The organism is Ureibacillus sinduriensis BLB-1 = JCM 15800 (genome assembly GCF_000772955.1).
GTDB classification, from domain to species: domain Bacteria; phylum Bacillota; class Bacilli; order Bacillales_A; family Planococcaceae; genus Ureibacillus; species Ureibacillus sinduriensis.
In genome coordinates, this window is sequence record NZ_JPVO01000047.1 from 1 (window position 1) to 22,113 (window position 22,113).

21 protein-coding genes, 1 other RNA gene and 1 riboswitch are annotated in these 22,113 nt (G+C 38.9%); of the genes, 14 read left to right on the forward strand and 8 right to left on the reverse strand.

Annotated features, from left to right (window positions below):
- The first annotated feature begins 465 nt into the window (after positions 1 to 465).
- The 3 genes from CD33_RS07285 to CD33_RS07295 are packed head-to-tail and all read left to right on the forward strand — an operon-like array spanning position 466 to position 4,159.
- On the forward strand, positions 466 to 2,007 hold the full coding sequence (locus CD33_RS07285) for a spore germination protein (protein ID WP_258516686.1): 1,542 nt from the start codon (positions 466 to 468) through the stop codon (positions 2,005 to 2,007).
- 2 nt (positions 2,008 to 2,009) lie between these two features.
- The gene (locus CD33_RS07290; protein WP_036199609.1) at positions 2,010 to 3,098 is read left to right on the forward strand and encodes a GerAB/ArcD/ProY family transporter; all 1,089 of its coding nucleotides are present in this window, start codon (positions 2,010 to 2,012) and stop codon (positions 3,096 to 3,098) included.
- Complete coding sequence (locus tag CD33_RS07295; protein ID WP_052130088.1) at positions 3,095 to 4,159, forward strand: Ger(x)C family spore germination protein; 1,065 nt, start codon at positions 3,095 to 3,097, stop codon at positions 4,157 to 4,159. The genes CD33_RS07290 and CD33_RS07295 overlap by 4 nt, the downstream gene beginning before the upstream one ends.
- 451 nt (positions 4,160 to 4,610) lie before the next feature.
- On the opposite strand, the gene ssrS is transcribed toward CD33_RS07295, so the two are convergent.
- Positions 4,611 to 4,802: non-coding RNA, 6S RNA (ssrS, locus tag CD33_RS19795), on the reverse strand.
- A 203-nt stretch (positions 4,803 to 5,005) separates the two neighbouring features.
- The gene (locus CD33_RS07300; protein ID WP_176400100.1) at positions 5,006 to 5,647 is read right to left on the reverse strand and encodes a YfbR-like 5'-deoxynucleotidase; all 642 of its coding nucleotides are present in this window, start codon (positions 5,645 to 5,647) and stop codon (positions 5,006 to 5,008) included.
- A 265-nt stretch (positions 5,648 to 5,912) separates the two neighbouring features.
- Between CD33_RS07300 and CD33_RS07305 the strand changes: the two genes are divergently transcribed.
- Positions 5,913 to 6,350: a hypothetical protein gene (locus CD33_RS07305; RefSeq protein WP_036199612.1), complete on the forward strand. Its 438-nt coding sequence runs from the start codon at positions 5,913 to 5,915 to the stop codon at positions 6,348 to 6,350.
- Positions 6,351 to 6,456: 106 nt separating this feature from the next.
- On the opposite strand, the gene CD33_RS07310 is transcribed toward CD33_RS07305, so the two are convergent.
- Positions 6,457 to 6,642, reverse strand: coding sequence for a putative motility protein (locus tag CD33_RS07310; protein WP_036199614.1), 186 nt, complete (start codon positions 6,640 to 6,642; stop codon positions 6,457 to 6,459).
- A gap of 148 nt (positions 6,643 to 6,790) precedes the next feature.
- Between CD33_RS07310 and CD33_RS07315 the strand changes: the two genes are divergently transcribed.
- The 7 genes from CD33_RS07315 (at position 6,791) to CD33_RS07340 (ending at position 12,567) form a co-directional block, all read left to right on the forward strand.
- The gene (locus CD33_RS07315; RefSeq protein ID WP_036199615.1) at positions 6,791 to 7,357 is read left to right on the forward strand and encodes a superoxide dismutase family protein; all 567 of its coding nucleotides are present in this window, start codon (positions 6,791 to 6,793) and stop codon (positions 7,355 to 7,357) included.
- A 431-nt stretch (positions 7,358 to 7,788) separates the two neighbouring features.
- Entirely contained in the window at positions 7,789 to 8,334 is a 546-nt protein-coding gene (locus tag CD33_RS07320; protein WP_036199617.1) for a 5' nucleotidase, NT5C type, read from the forward strand.
- A 218-nt stretch (positions 8,335 to 8,552) separates the two neighbouring features.
- Positions 8,553 to 8,699, forward strand: coding sequence for a hypothetical protein (locus CD33_RS20480; protein ID WP_176400101.1), 147 nt, complete (start codon positions 8,553 to 8,555; stop codon positions 8,697 to 8,699).
- Positions 8,700 to 8,959: 260 nt separating this feature from the next.
- Positions 8,960 to 10,075, forward strand: coding sequence for an amidohydrolase (locus tag CD33_RS07325; protein ID WP_036199619.1), 1,116 nt, complete (start codon positions 8,960 to 8,962; stop codon positions 10,073 to 10,075).
- Positions 10,076 to 10,109: 34 nt separating this feature from the next.
- Positions 10,110 to 11,225 (forward strand): mandelate racemase/muconate lactonizing enzyme family protein, encoded by a 1,116-nt coding sequence (locus tag CD33_RS07330; protein ID WP_036199621.1) that lies wholly within the window; start codon positions 10,110 to 10,112, stop codon positions 11,223 to 11,225.
- Positions 11,226 to 11,236: 11 nt separating this feature from the next.
- Positions 11,237 to 11,926, forward strand: coding sequence for an N-acetyltransferase (locus tag CD33_RS07335; RefSeq protein ID WP_036199622.1), 690 nt, complete (start codon positions 11,237 to 11,239; stop codon positions 11,924 to 11,926).
- A gap of 113 nt (positions 11,927 to 12,039) precedes the next feature.
- Entirely contained in the window at positions 12,040 to 12,567 is a 528-nt protein-coding gene (locus tag CD33_RS07340; RefSeq protein ID WP_036199624.1) for an HPP family protein, read from the forward strand.
- 148 nt (positions 12,568 to 12,715) lie between these two features.
- On the opposite strand, the gene CD33_RS07345 is transcribed toward CD33_RS07340, so the two are convergent.
- Positions 12,716 to 13,426: a Fe-S oxidoreductase gene (locus CD33_RS07345; protein WP_036199626.1), complete on the reverse strand. Its 711-nt coding sequence runs from the start codon at positions 13,424 to 13,426 to the stop codon at positions 12,716 to 12,718.
- Positions 13,427 to 13,558: 132 nt separating this feature from the next.
- Here CD33_RS07345 and CD33_RS07350 point away from each other — a divergent pair, with 132 nt between their 5' ends.
- Positions 13,559 to 13,984, forward strand: a complete 426-nt coding sequence (locus CD33_RS07350) for a DUF4395 domain-containing protein (protein ID WP_036199628.1) — start codon at positions 13,559 to 13,561, stop codon at positions 13,982 to 13,984.
- Positions 13,985 to 14,173: 189 nt separating this feature from the next.
- Here CD33_RS07350 and CD33_RS07355 read toward each other — a convergent pair whose 3' ends face one another.
- Together CD33_RS07355 and pepT are read right to left on the reverse strand one after the other, a co-directional pair.
- Positions 14,174 to 15,145: a DMT family transporter gene (locus tag CD33_RS07355; protein ID WP_036199630.1), complete on the reverse strand. Its 972-nt coding sequence runs from the start codon at positions 15,143 to 15,145 to the stop codon at positions 14,174 to 14,176.
- A 138-nt stretch (positions 15,146 to 15,283) separates the two neighbouring features.
- On the reverse strand, positions 15,284 to 16,513 hold the full coding sequence (pepT, locus tag CD33_RS07360) for a peptidase T (RefSeq protein WP_036199632.1): 1,230 nt from the start codon (positions 16,511 to 16,513) through the stop codon (positions 15,284 to 15,286).
- 147 nt (positions 16,514 to 16,660) lie between these two features.
- Between pepT and CD33_RS07365 the strand changes: the two genes are divergently transcribed.
- A complete protein-coding gene (locus tag CD33_RS07365) occupies positions 16,661 to 18,346 on the forward strand; it encodes a membrane protein (protein ID WP_036199634.1) in 1,686 nt (561 codons plus the stop codon).
- A gap of 428 nt (positions 18,347 to 18,774) precedes the next feature.
- On the opposite strand, the gene nfsA is transcribed toward CD33_RS07365, so the two are convergent.
- The gene (gene nfsA, locus CD33_RS07370; protein WP_036199636.1) at positions 18,775 to 19,509 is read right to left on the reverse strand and encodes an oxygen-insensitive NADPH nitroreductase; all 735 of its coding nucleotides are present in this window, start codon (positions 19,507 to 19,509) and stop codon (positions 18,775 to 18,777) included.
- Between the two features lie 128 nt (positions 19,510 to 19,637).
- Positions 19,638 to 20,270: a glycerol-3-phosphate acyltransferase gene (locus tag CD33_RS07375; RefSeq protein ID WP_036199638.1), complete on the reverse strand. Its 633-nt coding sequence runs from the start codon at positions 20,268 to 20,270 to the stop codon at positions 19,638 to 19,640.
- Positions 20,271 to 20,423: 153 nt separating this feature from the next.
- Positions 20,424 to 20,532: riboswitch (SAM riboswitch) on the forward strand.
- Between the two features lie 113 nt (positions 20,533 to 20,645).
- Between CD33_RS07375 and CD33_RS07380 the strand changes: the two genes are divergently transcribed.
- Entirely contained in the window at positions 20,646 to 21,947 is a 1,302-nt protein-coding gene (locus CD33_RS07380; RefSeq protein WP_036199640.1) for an O-acetylhomoserine aminocarboxypropyltransferase/cysteine synthase family protein, read from the forward strand.
- Positions 21,948 to 22,113: the final 166 nt, after the last annotated feature.

Sequence of the window (22,113 nt, forward strand, 5' to 3'; positions counted from 1 at the left end):
CGCCCTTTCACGGCGGTAACACGGGTTCGAATCCCGTACGGGTCATATCGAGAAAAGCCTTAAAGTTAGCACATAACTTTAAGGCTTTTTTTAGTTAACAAAGGGTACATTTAGTATCTACTTTGAAAGTCTATATAATTCTTTCACTGAAGATCCAATTGCTTTATCTGGAATTCAATCTTATCATGAGCAGAACCGGTAAATTGCGATTTTCATAGTTGAAACTTGAATTATGTAGTGAAAGATTTGAACTTCATATCCACTTTTAACTGCGTAAAAATAAGTCCATAAACTTCATAAGATACCAGAAACTAGGGATATTCTGGCTTTGTACAACTATTAGAGTTTCCATTCTAATAGTTTTTTTTATACAAAGGTTCGTCAATTATGGGTAATATTAATACTTTATACATAAATAGCACTCTCATGCGCAAACTAAAGTAAAAACGCCTGGAGTTGCTAATATTGAAGTTCTTTAAAGTGAAAAACCCTAAGGGAGAGCAGGAGAAAACCGAACCACGGTTAGAAGAGGAAACTTCGATTAAAAAAACACAAATAGGTAGAAGCTTGGAATCTAATTTAAATACCATCGAAATTCTTTATACAATACCAAAAAACTCCGATATCAAGATTCGAAAGTTTTCATATGGTGAAATGAAAAGAGAGGCATTTGTTGTTTATATAAGCTCCATTACAGATGGCCAAAAAATTGACGAGCATATTATTCGTCCTTTGCTTAATAATACGACCTCAACTGATGACGACGATGTTGATATTGAAAATGTAATTACTGCCGAGACGATCACGACTGTAAACGTTGTCGGGGAAGCGGTTAAAGGGGTCAATAGTGGAAATGCAGTAGTGTTCATTGAAGGAAAAGATTGTGCCTACATTATTTCTACTAGCAAGTTTGAAGGAAGGGGCATTGAAAAGGCCGAGAATGAAGTTGTTATTAAGGGCTCAAAGGAAGCTTTTAATGAAATGGCAAATTCAAATATTTCATTGCTGCGAAAGAGAATAAAAAATGAAAGCTTGATTGTTGAATCATCTATCATATCTAAGCGATCAAATAATGAAGTATATCTACTTTATATTAAGGATTTGGCTAACGAGGAAATTCTAAAAGATGTCAGAGAAAGAATAGGCTCATTGGATGTGGATGCGATACAAAATGCCGCCGTGTTGGAGCAATATATAGAGGAAAGGCAAAAGTCGCTATTACCGACCGTTTTATATACAGAGCGACCTGATCGAACTGCTTCTTTCTTGGAAAATGGATTTATCGTTTTAGTAATGGATAATTCTCCTGAAGCATTAATTGTTCCGGCAACATTCTGGTCATTTTTCCATAACGCCGAAGATCATTACCTTCGATTTGTTTTTGGCAATTTTATAAGAGCACTACGTCTTCTTGCCCTATTTATCACATTATTTATTTCAGCAATTTATATTTCTGTAACGAATTACCATGTAGAGATGGTGCCAGCAGATTTACTATTAGCAATCTCCGCGACCCGAGAGATAGTACCATTTCCCGCCATAGTTGAAATTTTGCTCATGGAAATTGCCTTTGAGTTAATAAGAGAAGCTGGTCTTCGTGTCCCCAGCCCAATTGGGCCAACTATTGGCATCGTAGGGGCATTGATATTGGGGCAAGCCGCCGTACAAGCGAACATTGTAAGTCCCCTTGTTGTCATTATCGTCGCTTTGGGGGGATTAAGTTCCTTTGCAATCGGAGATATTAGCATGAATTTTTCAATCCGCTTAATAAGGTTTCTTTTCATATTCTCAGCGGCTTTTTTCGGCTTTTACGGGATGACTGCATTGTTTACAGTTGGCATTGTCTATTTGGTGTCAATGAAATCATTTGGAGTACCCTATTTAGCACCCATGACGCCCACTTATGTTTCATCCAAAGATACTATCTTTAGAAGAATGCTTAAAAATGAAATCTTGAGACCAGGCTACTTGAAACCTAAAGATTTAGAAAAGAAATCAGGAGAGTAAGGATGTACAAATCAGAAGGCAAAATAGGGACCAAAGAGTTATTTTCCATTATTATTCTTGTGATAGGAACAAAATTAACGGATAATACACCACTAATCTTTTTTGATGATTTAAGTAACGGGGCATGGATGGCGATTCTATTCATCTTTCTATTTTCACTTTTGCCGATTTACTTTATGACAAGGGTTATGGCACTTTATCCAGAGATGAATCTAATAGAAGTAACAAATCATTTATTAGGAAAGCATTTAGGTCCATTTGTTTTATTTGGTTTGTGGCTTTTATTGACTTATTCCATTGTCTCCACATCGGCAGTTTATACAGATATTATTGGAACGATGTATTTTACGAAAACCCCCACAATGATTATTTATTTCCTATTGATGGGAGTATCTGTATATATAGCCAAAAAAGGTTTGGAGAATATTGGGTCCGCATCATGGATGACGATTACAAGCATTAAAATTTCCCTCTTGGTCGTGTTGATTCTTGCGTACTTTAAAGGAGAGACAGCGTTTCTTTTTCCCTTGTTTGGAGAGGGAGAATTGAGGATCATAAAGGAGAGTGCACTGACTACTTCAATATACGCCGAATTTTTATTCTTTGCTCTAATTGCCACAAATGTTAAAAATATATCCAGCTATAAAAAAGGAATATGGTTTGCGTTAGTAATAGTTACCGTTGAAATTACACTCGCTCTGATCGCATATGTTTTGTTGTTTGATTATAAGGGTGTGCATTTGTTGAATTACCCTTTTCATGAGACAATCCGTTTGATAGAACTTGGCTTTATTACAAATGTGGAGTCCATGTTTTTCCCTTTCTGGCTGATTGCAACATTTCTTCGATTTGCTTTTTTATTATATTTAGCTGCCTTTTTATTTGGGGGTATATTTAAAATTAAGAAGTTTGAATATATTATTCCAACGTTAGGTACCATAATTTTATTTTTGGGGTTAATCCCGGAGACGCCTGTTTTTAAGTTTACCTCTAATCGGGAAATATTTTTAAATATATCTACCCCGATTTTTATATTTCTACCTTTTCTATTATGGATATCCGCGAAAATAAAAGGGGATTATAAGAAATGATGAAAAATGAGATGTATCCTTTTCCCTTCCTAATTTTCTCTATGCTTTTGTTAAGTGGATGCTGGGACCAGACAAATATTGATAAAAGAGCTTATGTTGTGGCAATTGGCTTGGATAAAGCGGAAGAGGAGCAACAGTATAAAGTTACGTATCTAATTTCGAATCCTGAATTATCCAAGCAGCAAGCTGGCACAAACGAGCCCGGTAAAGAAACAATAACCTTCAATACCAATGATTTATTGACAGCAAAAAAAATCGCAAATACCGTAATAGCCAAGGAAATTTCCTACAATTTGCTCACGGTTTTGGTGGTGTCAGAAGAATTGGCGAAGGATAAATACTTTTTGCGGCTCATATATGATTCCATAAAAGCCAGAGATATAACACGCGATACGCCCCTAATTGTCTCTAAAGAAAATGCGAGCAAGTTTTTGAGTGACAATAATCCAAGATTAGAAACCAGAATTCATAAATATTTTGAACTGATTATGGAATCGGGGAGTGAATCGGGTTTTATTCCCAATTCAACGCTCCATTCATTTTTCAAAATTACAGAAGGAGATGCGGATCTATTTTTGGCAGCTTATGGTACGACAGAAGTAAGTGGTAAAGATAATAATAATAATAACGATATACTAAATGATGACTTCTTAGCAGGGGAATTCGAGGTAGAAGGAGAAACCAATAAAACACAGTTGATAGGCTCGGCCCTGTTTAAGGAAGGCAAAATGATTGCAAAATTAACAGCAAAAGAAACAAGAATCGCCGTCCTTTTAAATGATACGCTGGATATGGGTGAATTATTGACTACCTATCCTGATCCAGATAATGAGCAATACCGAATTGGCGTAAGGGTAATGAAAAAGGAAGACAACAAGGTCAATATGCAACTTACAGGGAATTTACCGTCCATTGATGTAGAAATCCCGATACGTGTAGATATTCTGGCAAATCATAGTATGAAAAATTATTCCAAGGATACAAAGGAAAGAGAAGAATTAAAAAAGTATCTCGAGGAACAGATGACCAAGGAGATTGAGGCTCTTGTCAAAAAGACCTAGGAAGAGTATAAAGGGGAGCCATTCGGATGGTCATTGGCAGCTAGAAAAAAGTTCAAAACGATCCCTGAATATGAGTCATTTGACTTTATGAAGACTTATCCAAATATGAGAGTGAAAGTAAAAGTTAGTATAGAGTTTGGAAACTTTGGCAGGCAAAGTGAGGTGCCTAGTATAGAAGAGATGAGGGATTAGCTTGAATCTATTTGTGTGGGCGCTCATAATCGGGGTTTTTCTCTATACGCTAGGATTTTCCCGGATATTGTGGAAAGAGAAAAATAAATTGGGTTCATTTGCTGTACTTCTTCTGGCCGTATGCATCATTATCGCACCATTCTTTTCCGTCCTAAGTTGATGGAATAAGAAAACGATAAGTTATATTTTTTCGAAAACTAATTAAAAATCCCCTACTATTCAAGTAGGGGATTTTTTAGCCTTGCGATACATTATGTATGGCAAAGCCGCCTTGCCGTAATAATTATAGAAAGTTTTAAACCACCACTCCTCAAAGTGGGTGTTCGCAAAAGATCTCCTGTATATCGTCATTCACCGTAGTGTGACGCTCGCCATTCCATCTTCTATATAAAACTCCCTTTTACAGTTCAAAGGTTAAAACTTAATATGTGTACGAACAACGCAGCTTTAATGATATATTATACGATTGTGGAGAGTTGTGCAAGTAAGTACTATCAAATAAAAAAGTCAAATATTTATCATGAGTATTTATAAGTTAAATGATGATTTTATCGTTTTATCGTCTGCACTAGGGATAGATAATCGCGAGTGGTATTAAAGGAGTAATTTTTTGATATAATAAAAAGCTTTCCGTTATTGGAAAACTTTGGGGTATCATTCGGATTTATTTAACACTTCATTCGTCAGTGCTGCGATATTGATTTGTGTTTCCTCGTGCATGACATCATTTAATATTTCGTTGCGGAAGTACCTGACACTCACCGTCAGCGGCATTTTCAAAAGTTTCTGGAGGGCCTGCTGATACATGATAACAAATTCTATATCTGTATTCCCGCGTTTTAACTCTGCAAAGGACTCATAAAATTGATCTAGCTTATCTGCGAATTCGAGAAGGCGACCTTCGATTGTTTCATCCTTCCCTTCTTTCATTCGCTCGAAGAAGACATCCTGAAAATCCTGTGGTATTTCCTGCTTAATAAATTGTTCCATCATTTTTTCTTCAACGTGGGCCAGCATTTGTTTCAACTCTACACTGGCGTGCTTTACCGGTGTTTTAATGTCACCAATGAATACTTCGGCAAAGTCATGGTTGATTGTTTTTTCATAAAGGGATTTCCAATTAATGGTTGCCCCATTCATTTCTTCAAGTGTGGCGAAAAACATGGCATACTGTGAAACCTTCCACGAATGAGCAGCAACATTATGCTCTTCAAACTTGAAGCGGCCTGGCGCACGGAAAATACGCTCCAGATCATTTAAACTTGTAAAAAATTTATGGATACCGATAAAAATCACTCCTTAGTTAGTCTATTAGCGTAGGTTTAATGACTATAATTGCATCATATAATTATTCATACCCCGATAGTGGGGAATTTCAATCATTTAATAAATAATTAATTTAGCATTTACAAAGAAAGAATAAGATAGGGTTAATTTATAAGGTATGCAATTATTAGAAAAAAAGTGCATGACTTTTAGAAATTTGTCATATTCCTCAAAAGTTGTACTATTCGCGTGATGGTATACTGAGCTTAACAAAAGTAAATGGAAGTGAAACAAGTTGTTCCATACATTATTTTTATACATTCATATTGTGAGCGCGGTCGGATCAATTGGACCATTATTTTCACTTATCCCGATAACAAAGAAAATGGAATTGGCGGATGAAGAGCATCTGGCTGGTTTGATCCAGTCGTTTCAATCTGCTATTACCGTTGTGAAACATGCAGGGCATGTGCTTGTTTTTTCAGGTATAGTTCTTATCATCATTAGCGGTTGGACGTGGACAACACCATGGATTATGTTGACAATCGCGATTATGATTGGTTCGATTGTATTTCTGGCGCGTGCCTTTAAGCCAACGTTAAAAACATATGGTACGCACAAATTCCATAAAGAACTTTTTATCAAAAAGCTCAAAAAAGCGACTTGGCAATATATACTCATACTGCTGGTTATGCTATGGCTTATGGTTGCTAAACCGGTTTTATGGCAGTAGAAGGGACTATGTTTAGCCTGATGCTTGATATTAAAAGAAGAAACGTGTAGATTAAGCGATTGTCGCCTTGATCTACACGTTTTTTGCCCATTATACTGATTCTGATTTATACAGAAACGTCAATTATCGATCCTTTATGTGGATGCTGGGCAGCGGGTTGTTGCTCTGGAAGCTGCTCCAGCATCTGAATGCTGCTGGCTGCACCCATGTTAAGCGATTTATTCATAATGCTCATTTGCACAGTTTGCTGCAATTGTGCCACTTGTGCAGACATGTAGGAACTCAATTCCATTCAATCATCCCTCCTTTTTTTCTATATCGGCTTAATTTAGTAGTAGATTAAAGTTTTCCAATAAAATAGACCAATTGGCATCTCCCGGTAAGGGTGGAATATTTCATCAGTAAAATGGCAATACTTTGGCCATAGGAGGGTTTGATAAATGTGGAAAAAGTTAATTGCATTAAGTAGTATGACTTTTCTGTTAAGTGGATGTGGTTTATTTGGGATGTTTGAAGAAGAGCAACAAATACCTGTAGCAGCTCCGGAGGCTTTGAAGGCATCCGCGAACATTATGGATACTGAAGGAAATGAGATCGGCCATATGGAGCTTACTGAAGGCACAGATGGTATCTTGATCTCCCTTGGGCTGACAAAGCTTTCTGAAGGTGAGCATGGTATTCATATACATGAAGTTGGAAAGTGTGAAAAGCCAACTTTCGAATCGGCAGGTGCCCATTTCAATCCGCTGGAAAAACAGCATGGATTCGATAATCCGAAAGGACCTCATCTGGGTGATTTGCCAAATATCGAACCGGAAGAAGATGGAACGGTTCAGTTGGAGTTTGTCGCGAAGAATATAACATTAGAACCTGGTATGGAAAATTCCGTATTGGATGGGGATGGCAGTGCAATCATCATTCATGAGGGACCTGATGACTACAAAACGGATCCTGCAGGAAACTCGGGAGCACGTATTGCATGCGGAGTTATCACATCAGCTAAATAATATGGGTTCTGCATGATTCCGGGTTTATTTAAGTATGGAAGTTGAGTAGTAAAGAGGTGTGCTGGGAATATCGTATCCGAATCATCGCTTATTCTCAACTTGTTTCAAAAAACAAAGGTAATAAACCAAAACAATATAAAGTTAAATACAGCTATAAACTAGTAGTTTAAGGAGCTTGCATATTAAGTTGTGCAGGCTCTTTTTCTACAAATAAAAGAATAAAAATGTTAAGGATTTATTTTTTTCGTAAATAGTTCGCATTGCAATTGTTTTTCGTGGCTACCTTTCTTACACTAAATAAAGGTGTGGCATTTGGGCTGTTTAGTAAGAAGTAAAAAACCACGCTAATCGGGATGGCATTGGCCAGATGGTTTGAAAACACAATGAAAGAATAGACTAGGGATTTAACACTAAACTTATGGAGGTTACAAATGAAAAGTATAGCAGTGGATATGGACCAGGTATTGGCAGATTTCTTGGGCAAAGCTTCTAAAGCTTGTGAGGAGCGTTTCAATATAGCAATTTCGAAAGAAGAATTTGATGTGGCAAAATTGGAAGCACAACACCCAGAGCTTGTTAAGAAATTCTTTTTAATGATTAATGAACCTGACTTCTTCCGGGACTTTGAATTATTGGATCCAGATGCAGTACCGGTCTTAAAAGAGTTGAGCGAACACTATGAAATTTACATTGCAACAGCAGCCATGGATGTGCCGGGTTGCTTTGCAGCAAAATACGAATGGCTTTTAGAACATTTTCCATTCTTGAATCCCGAGCACTTTATTTTCTGCGGAGATAAAAAGGTAGTGAAAGCGGATTTCCTCATTGATGATAATGTAAAACAGCTTCATTCCTTCACGGGGGAAGGTATACTATATTCGCAACCCTACAATGAGAAGTGCACTGATTTCAAACGAGTGCATAATTGGCAAGAAATTCGGAATTTGTTTTTACCGGTGAAAGAATCTTCAGTGTGATGGCGCAAAGAAGAATGATCGCTCAGAAATGTCCCTCTAGCAGGGGCTTTTTTGATTGTTGGAAGAAAGCAAAATTTCGACAATGGTGAATGAATTATCACAAATTGCGATAGTTTTAATACTTTTTTTGCATGGTTAACATAAATGTGTTGTATTGCACTAAGGAAGTGTGTATGATATAAAATATCAGAAAATTCTAAATAAGAGGTGTTTGAAAAATGACAAACCTATTATTATCGAAGTTTGAAACTTATTTATTAGATGAAGAACTTGAATTAGAAAAACAACAGGAAGAGCTTGAATTTGGATACACAGAACCTTCAATTTATGAAGAATACCCACCTGGCTTCTTTTCAGGTTTATAAGGCTGAACTGTTCTCTCTCTTCTATATGCTAGAAAATTATTCTCGTAAAATGATTCCTGAAATGCTTCTTCTACTTGTTGATAGGAAGATAATTAGATGCTCGAAAACGGTGACGGCAACCCCATGTGGGAGATTGCCGTTTTTCAATTTATAAACGGGAACACCATTTTTCTAAATTTTGCTTAATAGGCAGAAGCGGTTAATAAATAATGCATACTTATGTATAATAGAGAAAGAAATATTAATTCGAGGTGTGAAAAATGGGTCAAGTAAAAACTTACGAAGATGTGATTTATGGATGGTTTGATCATTTTCATGCTCATCCAGAAACCAGCTGGAAAGAAATAGAAACGACAAAAAAGATAGCGGCAATATTAGAAGAAATGAATATTAATTATAAATTTTTTTCAGACATCACAGGCCTCGTCGCTGAAATCGGTGAAGGCGATGAAGTCATTGCGGTACGTGCGGATATAGATGCTTTATGGCAAGAAGTAGATGGAACAATGCGAGCAAACCATTCCTGTGGCCATGATGCCAATATCTCGATGGTATTAGGGGCACTCCTCCAACTAAAGGACGAATCATTAAAAAAACGAGTGCGATTCATCTTCCAGCCCGCTGAGGAAACTGGCGGTGGAGCCATTGAAATGGTAAAGCATGGCGCAATCGATGATGTAACCTATTTGTTTGGCGTCCATTTGCGTCCAATTGAGGAATTGCCTCTAGGGAAAGTAACACCAGCAATTCATCACGGAGCAGCATTGTTCTTGAACGGGTCGATTACAGGCGTGGATGCACATGGTGCTAGACCACACCAAGGAAAAAATGCAATTGACGTCGTCTTGGCCATTCAGCAAATGCTTAAAAATATTTACATTAACCCATTTGATGTTTATAGTGCGAAATTAACCAAAATCATTGCTGATGGTGGAAGCACTAACATTATTCCTGGAAACGCGACATTTTCAATAGATGTCCGGGCACAAAAAAACGCTGTCTTAGAAGAGCTTCAAAACCGAATTGATGCAGGATTTGAGGCCATCGGAAAGATGTTCGGAGTGGAGTTGATATGGGACTGGTTGGACAAAACACCCGGCGCCGAAGTATCGGAAGAGGCGGCTCGGATTGCCAATGCATCCATCATCGAGGCATTGGGGACAGAACATTTAGAAAAACCTATCTTTACACCCGGGAGTGATGATTTTCATCACTATACGGTATTGAGACCGAACTTAAAAGCAGCAATGATCGGTATTGGAGCAGATTTAACACCTGGCCTCCACCACCCAAAAATGACCTTTGATAAAGGGGCATTAATTACAGGTGCAAAGGTGTTAACTACTACTTTGCGTAATGCGGCAAAGACTAAATAATAGACTAGTATAGGCTAAAAAGGAAGTAAGAATAATGAAAATTACGCAAGTTGAAATTTTTGCAGTAGATCTGCCATTAATTAAACCATTTATTATTAGTTATGCAACTTACCCAAACATTCAATCGATCATTGTAAAAGTGATGACCGACTGCGGATTGGTTGGCTGGGGGGAAAGTGTTCCGGATGAACATATTACGGGGGAAACTCCACATTCAACGTATGCAATGTTAAAAAATACATTGGCTCCTTTAATGATTGGACAAAACCCCATGGAATTTGAAAGAATCCATGAACTAATGGATAAAACTGTACACAGAGCGCCGGCAGCAAAAGCGGCTATTGATATCGCTTGTTTTGATGTAGCAGGGAAAAAGTTAGACGTTCCTGTTTATCAACTGTTAGGTGGACGCTACCATGAGAAATTCCCGGTAACACACGTTCTTAGTATCGGTGAGCCCGAAGACATGGCAAACGAAGCTGCTCAAAAAGTGACAGAAGGATATACATCTTTCAAAATGAAAGTGGGCCAGGATGTAATGGCTGATGTCAAACGCATCAAGGCGGTACGCGAACAGGTTGGTGAGGAAATCGCAATTCGGGTAGATGTCAACCAAGGATGGGGAAACAGTGCCAATACACTACAGGCAATCCGTCACCTAGAGTCTCTGGGGATTGATTGGTTGGAACAACCTGTTGAGCAGGACGACATCGATGCGATGGTTGAAATTAAATCAAAATCGACTATCCCACTCATGATCGATGAAGGTATACGAGATATGAACAATATGCGCGAGATTATTGCAAAACGGGCCGCGGATAAAGTGAACATTAAGCTAATGAAGTGTGGAGGAATCTATCCGGCTATGAAACTTGCGAATATGGCTGAAATGGCCGGGATTGAATGCCAAATCGGTTCAATGGTTGAGTCTTCCATCGGATCTGCTGCTGGTTTTCACGTTGCCTTTTCGAAAAAAATCATTAAAAGTGTGGAGCTGACTGGACCGGTCAAATTTTCAAAAGATCTCGGAGATTTGAAGGCAAGCTATCGTATACCAAACATCCAATTAACTGAACGCCCCGGGTTAGGTGTTACTGTAGATGAAGCCATACTTGCAGAGCTTACTCGACAGTCGGATTTAATAGAGTAGGTGGTGGGAGTTTGAGTGCAATATATAGAGGGATATTAGGGGATCGCCCATATGAAGTAAAGGTGCTGGATAGCAATGATCTATCTAAACTGCTTGCTTTACAAGAAATTGTTTATGATGCCTTGCCGAATAAGGATATTTTACAACCATTATCTGAAGACGAGTTTTTGTATATATTGGAAGGGCAAGGGCTGTTGATCGGGGCATTTATGGCAGGGGAGCTTATAGCTTTTCGGGCGGTTTTGGAACCTGAGCTTGATGCCGAACATTTAGGCTATGCAATTGGACTGGTAGAAGACTCGGATTTACAGCGTGTCCTTTACCAAGAAATCTCAACTGTGCATCCGGAATTTCGCGGGCATGGCCTGCAAAAGACATTAGCTGCTATTATTATGCAGCAAATTGATACAACAAAATACGACTATATTGCGGCAACCGTAATGCCATACAACATTGCCAGCCTAAAAGATAAGTTTTCACAAGGTTTCTATATTACCGATTTGAAATATGCGTATGGTGCGAAACTACGCTATGTTTTCGCTTTGGACTTACATAATGAACCGATGTTTAGTAAAGAGAAAATTACGCTTTCAATGGGTGATATCGAGGCTCAGCAAAACTTGTTAAAAAAAGGTTTTGTTGGGGTTTCAATGAAGCCGATCGAGGAAGAGTGGGTAATACAATACCAAAAGCGTGTATAGATGAAAGCGGGGCTATCTTTATGTCTTTTGGACAAGCAGGCAGGTAGCCTTTTCGTTAAAGAAAACTAGGAATCAAAGTTTACAAGTTTAGAGAGATTAGTGGAGATAAGCTAATGATAAATAACCAAGATATAAAACCGATGTTCCAGAAAATAAGAGGACATCATACATCCAATAATCGCACCACATTTTCAGATGCCGCCATTGCCTCGGTTGGGGTATTTATATGTATGTTCACCATATTTGAATTAACCAAATATACGGATTCATTATGGTTTATCGCATCATTTGGTGCCAGCAGCATGCTTGTGATGACCGCATGGAATGCTCCTGTAGGACAACCTCGTAATGTAATTGGGAGCCATTTGATTGCATCGTTTATCGCAATCGCTGTTTTGAATTTATTTGGTTCATCGCCCGTCATGATGAGCTTGGCTCTTTGCTGTACAATATTCTGTATGCTGATGACGGGAACATTTCATCCTCCAGCATGCGGCAACCCGATTATTATTATGATGGGTGGATACAGCTGGGAATTTATGTTCCAGCCAATATTGATTGGTGCAATTACGATAGTTGTTTTTGGGCTTGTTATTAATAATCTTCATCCAAAAAGAAAGTACCCTTTATATTGGTGGTAAAAAAACAGGCCATAGATTTCTAATGAGGTGGCCTGTTTTAAAATACCTCCATTATGACTTGCAAAGTATACGGAAAGTAAAAATGGAACTAGATAGATTCCATTTTTCTACTTACCCAGTCAAGAACTAATCTAGACAGCCGACAATTCTATTTTTTCGTTGGACAAAATTCGCATTGCATTAAGCCCGGAATGTCCTTGGAAAAACAGCAGCTTTTTCTAATCGGTTGATTTACAATTTGGGCGGGATTTTTTCCTCCAGTGTATTGATAGAACCAAGATTTGTTGGAGAACAGTTGCCATACCTTTGTACCTTCCAGGATTTCTAAATCTTCAAAGGCACGATCAGCAAGCAGCGGGTTTTCCAGCTGTTCGTAATAATTCCAAAGCATATAGCCGAAAAGGTTCTCCCATAAGGTAAGGGGAGAGATGGAAGTGGTTTTTCGTAATTGCTGAAAAACTTCATGGCATTGATATAGAAGCTTGCTGATTACATATTCCCGTTCACTGTCCTCCACATAACGATAATCATTTGGCGTAATAAACGTACCAAGTGTATTTACTCCAAACTCATTAATGATACTATAGCGAACATCTACTTTTTTGCCATCCCATATTTCATCATACATAGAAAGCATATAAAATTGCATCGCCATGAACATCCCATATCGTCTGCCGAAGTGGGATATAGCCGCTGCTTCCGTACTTGCCTGAGTAATCCCCATCATTAAAGTTCGAAAATCCGTTAAGTAGAAATCCTTGTGCAGATTTTCCAATGTAAACAATGGACGTTCGGGGTTTTCAATAAAAACGCCATATGAATTTAAAACACGCAGTTGGTCATAAGTGAGAGCAGGCATTTATTTCACCTTCATTTTTTACATTTACTATAACACTTTCTTGAAAATTGATGTAGATTATCGTTTTAACTATACAAAAATCATGCTTCATATTAAAATTAATAAAACTAATAAGAAAAGTAGGTTTTATAGATGGAACAAGTGCTTTCAATTCCTAGACCGTTAGTAAGAACAAACCAATGGTCAATCTTCTTATCTGTAGTATTGTCATGGATTACAGGAAACGTTTGGATTTTGATTATTCCTCTTATAGCGAATCTAATGGGAATATTATTTGACTATAATCCTATTATGAAGGTCGCAAGAGTGTTCCTCATACAAAAGGGGAAGAAATATATTCCTGAAGATGTGACACAGCAGAAATTTAATGCCTGTATTGCGATTGTTTGTTTATTTGGAGGACTTGTTAGTTTTCTTGCCGGTTGGACGATTGCTGGATATGTATTTACAATCATGGTTGCTGTCGCTTCATTTATAGCGATACTAGGTTTTTGTGTAGGTTGTTTTATCTTCTACCAAATAAAACAATTTCAATATCGGCGAAGTTTAAAAAAATAGTAAAGAATAGGAAATAAGTTTTCCGAAAATTAATGCAAATAGTTGACATTTTAATTGATAACGATTATCATTATCATATAAATAAAAAAGTCTTATGGCAAGACTATTGTGATAAGCTTTTCTCCATGATTCAAGCCGAAACGTTCTTCCCCCCTATTTAGAACGTTTTGGTATAGAAAAGGCCAAGCTTCAATGCTGAAGTTCGGCCTCTTTTTCTTTTGCTTGAGCGTTTTTTGAAAGGTGCATCGTATGATAACTATGCAGTAACATTCCAATAACGATGACACCAATACCAATCAGTGCAACTGACTCCGGCAGGGGAACGTTCAGTAAAATCATTTCACCGATAATTACAAATAAAACCTCCGTCGACTGCGTAGCCTCAACTGCGGCAAGTTTACCCTGATCATCCCGCACGCGATCTGTTGCGATGAAAAATAATACGGTTGCGATGACACCTGAGCTTACACCAACGATCAAGGATTGAAACACTTGAGTTGAAGAGGGAAGTCCTGCAGTAAACAATGCATAAACAGCCAAGAGTATCCATGCAGGTAAAGAGGCGATGGTCATCCCGAGAACACGTTGGTATGTATCCAATCTTCCATTACAAACTTCCATCATTTTGCGATTTCCTAATGGATAGGCAAAGGCGGCAATGATTACAGGCAAAATACCGAGTATCAACGTATCAAAAGGGACGGATTGTGCTTGGGGAACTTGGATCAGTAATATGCCAATCAAAATAACCGATGAAATCAGCAAAGAAATAACGGGAATTTTTTGGCGAATGCTTTTATCTCCAACAACAGTTATAAACAATGGAGCCAATAAAACACCCGCAACAATTGTGAATTGCCAAGTACCGGAAACAAGCCATCCCGGACCAAAGGAAGCTGCATATGTCAGCGGTGCATAAAAGAGAACAAACCCTACGAAACTCCAAAGCAACCATCTTGCTGGTTGAGATTTCATTTCATTAGCCAGTGGTTTCATACCCTTGCGAGACAGGACAATAACAAGAAGAAAAGGGAGCATAAAGAAGAAACGCAACGATGCACTCCATAACCAACTGCCACCATCTAGTTCCATTGAGTGGTTTAAGATAAAAGTTACGGCAAAAAACATGCTCGCGAGTATTCCTAAAGCAATTTCTTTCAATCTAATAACCTTCTTTCATACCAAATTTCACTTGGCACAAGTGTGATAAACTCTTGCTCTTAGGTGACTTAATATTCTGAATTCAATACCCCCAAAAAGTGCGAAGTAAGGATTATTTTCTTACTTCGCAGCAATTCATTACTTGCCTTGTGCTTCAAATAATTGGACGATTTCTAAAATAACTTTCGTAGCTTTCTCCATTGTTTCACCTGATACAAATTCAAATTTGCCATGCATGTTTTCCCCGCCGGCAAAAATATTAGGTGTAGGTAACCCCATGTACGATAGTTGGGAACCGTCAGTACCACCACGGACTGGTTCAACGATTGGAGAGATATCTAAATTTTCCATCGCCTTGTAAGCAATGTCAACGATTTCCTTTACCGGCTCTATTTTTTCACGCATGTTATAATACTGATCTTCGATTTCTACAGTAATCGCATTATCACCATATTTTTCTTTCACCATTTTTTCTACTTCAAGGAAATGCGCTTTTTTGGCTTCGAATTTTTCACGATCATGATCACGAATGATATAGGAAAGCTTTGCTTCCTCAATATGCCCATTAAAGCTCATTAAGTGTATAAAGCCTTCATAACCTTCTGTTTTTTCGGGCACGGCATCCGAGGGCATGGAATTCTGGAATTTGATCGCGAGTGTAATGGCGTTGACCATTTTCCCCTTTGCAGAACCTGGATGGACACTTGTTCCTCGCGTTGTCACTTTAACGCCTGCTGCATTGAAACTCTCATATTGCAGTTCCCCTAATGGACCACCATCCATTGTATAAGCGTAGTCGGCACCAAAAGCTTTTACATCGAACTTATGTGGGCCACGGCCAATTTCTTCATCTGGTGTGAAAGCTACACGAAGTTTTCCGTGCTTGATTTCCGGATGTTGAACTAAATACTCCATTGCTGTCACGATTTCAGCAATTCCGGCTTTATCGTCTGCACCTAAAAGGGTTGTGCCATCTGTTGTAATTAGCGTTTGCCCAACATAGTTTTTCAAGTTGGGGAAGTAGCTTGGAGACATGATCAGTTCATTATTCAACTGAATATCCCCTCCATCATAATTGTCGATGCGCTGAGGATTTACATTTTTCCCTGAAAAGTCAGGTGATGTATCTACGTGCGCCAAAAAACCGATTGTCGGAATTTCTTTATCCGTGTTTGCAGGCAAAGTAGCAAATAAATAGCCGTTTTCATCCAATGTAATTTCAGTTAGCCCGATTTCTTCGAGCTCGGCTTTTAGCACATTTAGTAAATCGAATTGCTTCTCTGTTGATGGGGTAGTTGAGCTTTCAGGATTTGATTCAGTATCGATTTTGGCATAGCGTATTAATCGTTCAATTACTTGTTCTTTCATCTATAAATCCTCCTTACAAATTAGTGTTTATATTGTATCACTTTGCTTCGTATTGCGGAATATTTTGGGAAACTTAATTTGGATAATATTTATGAAACTATCTGTCTGGTTATTCCGTAGAAAGATATAAGAGAAAGGGTGGTTCTAGTGACTCAAACTTTAATGATGGCCTTGATGGCCTCAGCCATTGCAACACTCCTCATTGTCCCTCTTACAAAGAAGGTGCCAAAAGGAGAACTTACGAATAAACAACTTTTGAACTCAATTATTTCGGTTCTTATTGCAAGTTTTATCATTGGATTTGCGATAATTTATATTACTAAAATTGACTTGCATTGGACGATTTTCGCATATGCATTACCGGTTGTAGCCTTACTTGGCGCGCTGCTCTCTAAAGGGGTGGAACAGACGTTTAAAGGATTTCTATTCTTGGCGAGTTTGCTCCTGCTCGCTTATATGCTGTGTGCACCATTCTTTAACGCGGACGAAAAATATGATTCCGCCCAAATGGAGGAAAAGGTGGAAATTGAACCGTTCGATGAAACACAAACACCGGCTAGTGTCCCTCCGCGTTTTGCACAAAACAAGATGAAAAAAGCCTTTGGTCAAGTTCCCAATACAAGCTACTATGAACTTGGGAGTTTGCAAATCCAAAAAGTGAATGGTGAGTATGTTTACATTGCACCGGTTGAATTTTCCGGATTATTCAAGTGGTTTAACGGAAAAACAACGCCCGGATATTTCACTATGAGTGCAACAGATTCAACAGACAACCCAAAATTTGTTGAAACGGAAATGACCTATGTCCCATCAGCCTTTTTCAATAAAAATTTGGAACGCCATATCCGTTTAGAGTATCCTACGTTGATCTTCTACGGTGATCCGCAGCTTGAGGTGGACGATGAAGGAAAACCATTCTATATTCGTTCATACGGCGAGTTTATATCGGCTCGGAATGGTTTTGATGTAAAAGGAATCGTGATGGTGGATGCAGGATCAGGAGATTCCGAAGTGCTTAAGCTGGAGGAAATTCCTGAATTTATCGACGGAGCGGTTTCTCCTGAATCGGTCAGTCTTCAAAATAGCTACTTTGGAAAGTATATACATGGATTTTGGAATAGCTTGTTTGGCAAAAAAGATGTGAAGATTCCTTCAGATGAAGGAACGGAGGCAAATGTTAGCCCAATCTTCAACGAAAATGGAGAAATGTATTACTTTACGGACTTTACAAGTCCCAAAGAAGGTGTCGATTCTATGCTGGGGTATTCATTAACAGATGCCCGTACAGGTGAATCAACCTACTATACTGGCAATCTTGAGGAATCGTATATGGACTCCCAAGGTGCGTTGGATATTATTGAAAAGAAATTTATTGAAAAAGAATGGCAAGGAGAAATGCCGATTCTTTATAACTTCTATGGAGAGGCAAGTTGGCTTGCACCGGTATTAGATTCGAATGGATTTTTGCAAAATTACTTTATCGTTTCGGCAGCCAATCCTGAGATATCGGCATATGGTACAACACCAAACGAAGCTCTGAAGCAATATAAAACAGCGTTAAATCGTGGCGGCGGAACGGTTGACGGTACATCGAACTCGGAGGAGGCCACAATTTCCGGAGATGTCGTGCGTGTCTACAAAGAGCGCGTCGGTGATTACACAGTCGTTTCATTCTTGCTGAATACCGGACAAAACTTTGTGGTCAGCTCACAAAATGCACCATTAGCAATTTATTTGCAAGAAGGAGATCGTGTAGCAATCACGTATTATGCAACGGAAGAGTTATTCCTGCCAATCAAGGAAATTAGGATTGAAGGCATAGTAAACCCATAAATAAAGGCGCAAACCAAGTTGTCGGATTGTTCTAAAGAGTGTAGACAAAGTTGATATTCGACTTTGTCTGCACTCTTTTTTAGGGTAATTCCTTAAATGAAGGATAATGCAGACTGTATTGAAAACGCTTGGCAGACAAGGGGGGCAGTCGAGTGAAGACCCGAGTAGAACTAAAGGTTCGTGAAGGGACGAACGAGACAACCATCGCAGGCTGAAAGCGTTTGTCAACAATCCGAGCCCAAACCAAGTTGGTGGTTTGGGTTTTTTGATGTGCAAAAAAGTAAAAGAGATAAGAGTGGCAGGTAGCCAAGTTTCCGTTCGAAGCATTCTATATCACAATCCCCAGAAATATTGCGTATCGCAATTCTTATAAGAAAAAAGTGATACTAAGCAATCTCTTCTTTGCTTTGGTATCACTAAGTTCAATATTATTTCCAATTAAACCCTTTTGCAGCCAGGAATTCCTTGATATGTGGTCTTCGTTGTTCAACTAGGAAATCTGCCATTTGCTTAGTCCAGTTGGCCATTTTCTGATTGGAGCTACGGCTTGCGTAGTATGCTTCCATCGTCGCATCATACTCATCAAGTAATGTATCGTATTTTTCCTCGTCATAACCATTTTCGTGCAAAACGGCTTCAACCGGAAGTCTCGGTTTTGTCTCATTGCGTTTTGTAGGAGTCCCAATCGTCATCGCAAATAGCGGGAACACGTACTCAGGCAAATTGAATAATTCGCTAATCTCGTCTGGATTGTTGCGGGCTCCGCCGATATAGCAAATCCCGTAGCCGGCATCTTCGGCAGCAATCACAAAGTTTTGTGCAAAAATGCCAACGTCCGCTACCCCGACAAGCACATTCTCTGCACTATCCGCAATAATGTCCACACCATGTTTTTGCCCTGCTACTTGGAGACGTTTAAAGTCGACACAGAAAAGAAAAGAGGCACCAGCTGTTGTAAATTGGAAGTCATTTTTCGAAAGCTCACCTAATTTTCGCTTTTTCTCTTCATCAGTTACCCAAATCACACTATAAGCTTGTACAAAGTGAGAGCTGGCAGCCATCTGTGCTGTTTGGATTAAATCCACAACTTTTTCTTTTGGAATGACTTCCCCTGTATATTTTCTTACAGAAGTGTGACTACGTAATAAATCTTTTGCTGACATTTCATTTCCTCCCCTAAAAGTGCATTATGAAAGCCTTACAGAGCTAAACGCTTCATAAGGCTATATTAGTATATTTTGTTATTTTTTCAAAGAAGAAGCGTTTCATAAAATAATTGCGACGCTGCGGATCATCCCTTTTTCTTGAAAGCAGATGTAACTTTCGGTTCGGTTCCAATGCGTATGCGATAGATATTTTCGAGATGAAGATAAAGTGCAATCAAGAATAACGCCAAGATAATAATAAACGGCCATATTGCCGGTTCTGTCAAAAGTGCAGTTGCCCCGAAAATAATATACAAAAAGGCTACACCGATCAGCAGATAATTCGTTAAAAGTGAAACAACCACAAAGACAATTACAGCAATCAATCCAAATTTCCAATCAAGTGCCATAAAAATACCGATTAGTGAAGCAGTGCCTTTTCCACCACGAAACTTCATATGAATCGGGAAGTTATGGCCAATGATGACGGAGGCGCCGATTAAGTATAATAAAAGGGAAGTCTGTTCAGCGGTAAAGGAGCTGAAATTTACTAAATAAAGACGTAGTAAAACGATAGCCACGGCCCCTTTACCAATATCAATCAAAGCAACGAGAACACCATATTTCCAGCCTAGGGACAAGGTGGCGTTGGATGCTCCTGCATTGCCATGGCCAACTTCCTTTAAATTCACACCCGACATAAGCCTGGCAATATTTGAACCGTGGATACAGCCAATCAAGTAACCTGCTAAAAGTATAAGAATAATGGCGGTAAGCAAAGTGAGAACTCCTTTCAAAAACACGCTTTTTACAATATACTCTATGATTATATAAGATGTTTCAAATATTATCGAAATATTTTAAAAATAAAGTTGACAGAGTTGATTACTATGAATTATAGTAAGTTTTAACGATGGAACATGAATCAAATACCTTTATCCAGAGAGGCGGAGGGACTAGGCCCTACGATGCCCAGCAACCGGCGTATTTACGCAAAGGTGCTAATTCCTACAGATTTTGATTAGATCTGAGAGATAAGGGGAGGAAAAATTGCAACTTTGCAGCCCTCTTCTTAGAAGAGGGCTTTTGTTTTTCCATAAGGTCCTCCTCACAAATCCGATCGGCCCATCGATTTTAATTTAGGAGGAAGAAACATGTCACAACAACGACCAGAAACACAATTGCTTCATGGCGGGCAAACACCTGATCCAGTGACAGGAGCAATCGCAGTACCTATTTACAGAACAACGGCGTATGCTTTCGAAAATACGGAGCATGCCCGGAAGCTTTTTGCACTCGAACAATCGGGTAATATTTATTCACGTATTATGAACCCGACAGTCGACGTTTTTGAGAAACGTGTTGCTTTGCTGGAAGGTGGGACGGCTGCTGTCGCCTTATCATCCGGTGCTGCGGCAATCGCTTTTTCTATCTTGAATATTGCTGGTACCGGGGATGAGATTGTTTCTGCAGGTTCGTTATATGGAGGTACGTATAACTTATTTGCAAATACTCTACCACGTTATGGCATTACAACTGTATTTGTAGATGAGAGCAATCCAGAGAACTTTGAAGCAGCTATTACGGATAAAACAAAAGCAATCTATGCAGAGACAGTTGGAAATCCGAGCTTAAACATTCTGGACATTGAACGAGTAGCGGAAATTGCTCATGCGCATGGACTTCCGTTAATTATTGATAATACTTTCCCATCCCCATACGGATCGAACCCAATTGAATTTGGAGCAGATGTCGTTGTACATTCCGCAACAAAATGGATCGGGGGGCATGGTACGACTATTGGAGGTATTGTGGTAGATGCCGGTAAATTCGATTGGACAAGTGGACGCTTCCCGGGCTTCACTGAACCGGATGAGTCATATCATGGTCTGCGTTATGGCATTGATGCACCAGGAGCTGCCTTTGCCACAAAATTGCGTGTCCAATTATTGCGTGATTTCGGTCCGACGCTAAGTGCAGACAGCGCATTTAATTTCCTGCAAGGTTTAGAAACGCTTCATTTGCGTTATACAAAACATGGGGAAAATGCACTGAAGGTTGCCGAATATCTTGACCACCACTCATTTGTGGAATATGTCAATTATCCAGGTAAAGAAAACTTCCCATCGCATTCATTAGCGAAAAAATACTTGAAAAATGGTTACGGCTCAATGCTTACATTCGGCATCAAAGGTGGCCGTGAAGCAGGAAGTAAAGTAATTGACAATGTTCATCTATTCTCCCATGTAGCGAATGTAGGAGATGCCAAATCACTCATTATCCATCCAGCTTCCACAACGCATCAACAGCTATCTCCGGAAGAGCTGAAAGTAGCGGGTGTATCCGAAGAGCTCATTCGCTTATCGGTAGGGCTAGAAGCTGTAGAGGATATTATAGCGGATTTGGATCAGGCGTTAACAAAAGCTATTGAAGCTGTCTCTCAGGCAAACGTATAATTTAAGGGCTTAATCGGTGAAAAAGACGTTTCATTCCATTCGTGAAACTAATTTTTCATCGGTTCTTCCAAGTGCCATTCATTCGGCTATTGATATATTTAATTCCGAGTAAATCTATTAGTTTTGTTGACGTATAAATGTCTGATTTGTATAATTATTAATATAA

What these genes read in the sequence shown, in the direction of transcription:
- CD33_RS07290 (WP_036199609.1), top strand. Translation starts at nt 2,010, where the DNA reads ATGTACAAATCAGAAGGCAAAATAGGGACCAAAGAGTTATTTTCCATT.
- CD33_RS07295 (WP_052130088.1), top strand. Translation starts at nt 3,095, where the DNA reads ATGATGAAAAATGAGATGTATCCTTTTCCCTTCCTAATTTTCTCTATG.
- CD33_RS07310 (WP_036199614.1), bottom strand. Translation starts at nt 6,642, where the DNA reads ATGGAATTGAGTTCCTACATGTCTGCACAAGTGGCACAATTGCAGCAA.
- CD33_RS07315 (WP_036199615.1), top strand. Translation starts at nt 6,791, where the DNA reads ATGTGGAAAAAGTTAATTGCATTAAGTAGTATGACTTTTCTGTTAAGT.
- CD33_RS07320 (WP_036199617.1), top strand. Translation starts at nt 7,789, where the DNA reads ATGAAAAGTATAGCAGTGGATATGGACCAGGTATTGGCAGATTTCTTG.
- CD33_RS20480 (WP_176400101.1), top strand. Translation starts at nt 8,553, where the DNA reads ATGACAAACCTATTATTATCGAAGTTTGAAACTTATTTATTAGATGAA.
- CD33_RS07325 (WP_036199619.1), top strand. Translation starts at nt 8,960, where the DNA reads ATGGGTCAAGTAAAAACTTACGAAGATGTGATTTATGGATGGTTTGAT.
- CD33_RS07330 (WP_036199621.1), top strand. Translation starts at nt 10,110, where the DNA reads ATGAAAATTACGCAAGTTGAAATTTTTGCAGTAGATCTGCCATTAATT.
- CD33_RS07340 (WP_036199624.1), top strand. Translation starts at nt 12,040, where the DNA reads ATGATAAATAACCAAGATATAAAACCGATGTTCCAGAAAATAAGAGGA.
- CD33_RS07345 (WP_036199626.1), bottom strand. Translation starts at nt 13,426, where the DNA reads ATGCCTGCTCTCACTTATGACCAACTGCGTGTTTTAAATTCATATGGC.
- CD33_RS07350 (WP_036199628.1), top strand. Translation starts at nt 13,559, where the DNA reads ATGGAACAAGTGCTTTCAATTCCTAGACCGTTAGTAAGAACAAACCAA.
- pepT (WP_036199632.1), bottom strand. Translation starts at nt 16,513, where the DNA reads ATGAAAGAACAAGTAATTGAACGATTAATACGCTATGCCAAAATCGAT.
- nfsA (WP_036199636.1), bottom strand. Translation starts at nt 19,509, where the DNA reads ATGTCAGCAAAAGATTTATTACGTAGTCACACTTCTGTAAGAAAATAT.
- CD33_RS07380 (WP_036199640.1), top strand. Translation starts at nt 20,646, where the DNA reads ATGTCACAACAACGACCAGAAACACAATTGCTTCATGGCGGGCAAACA.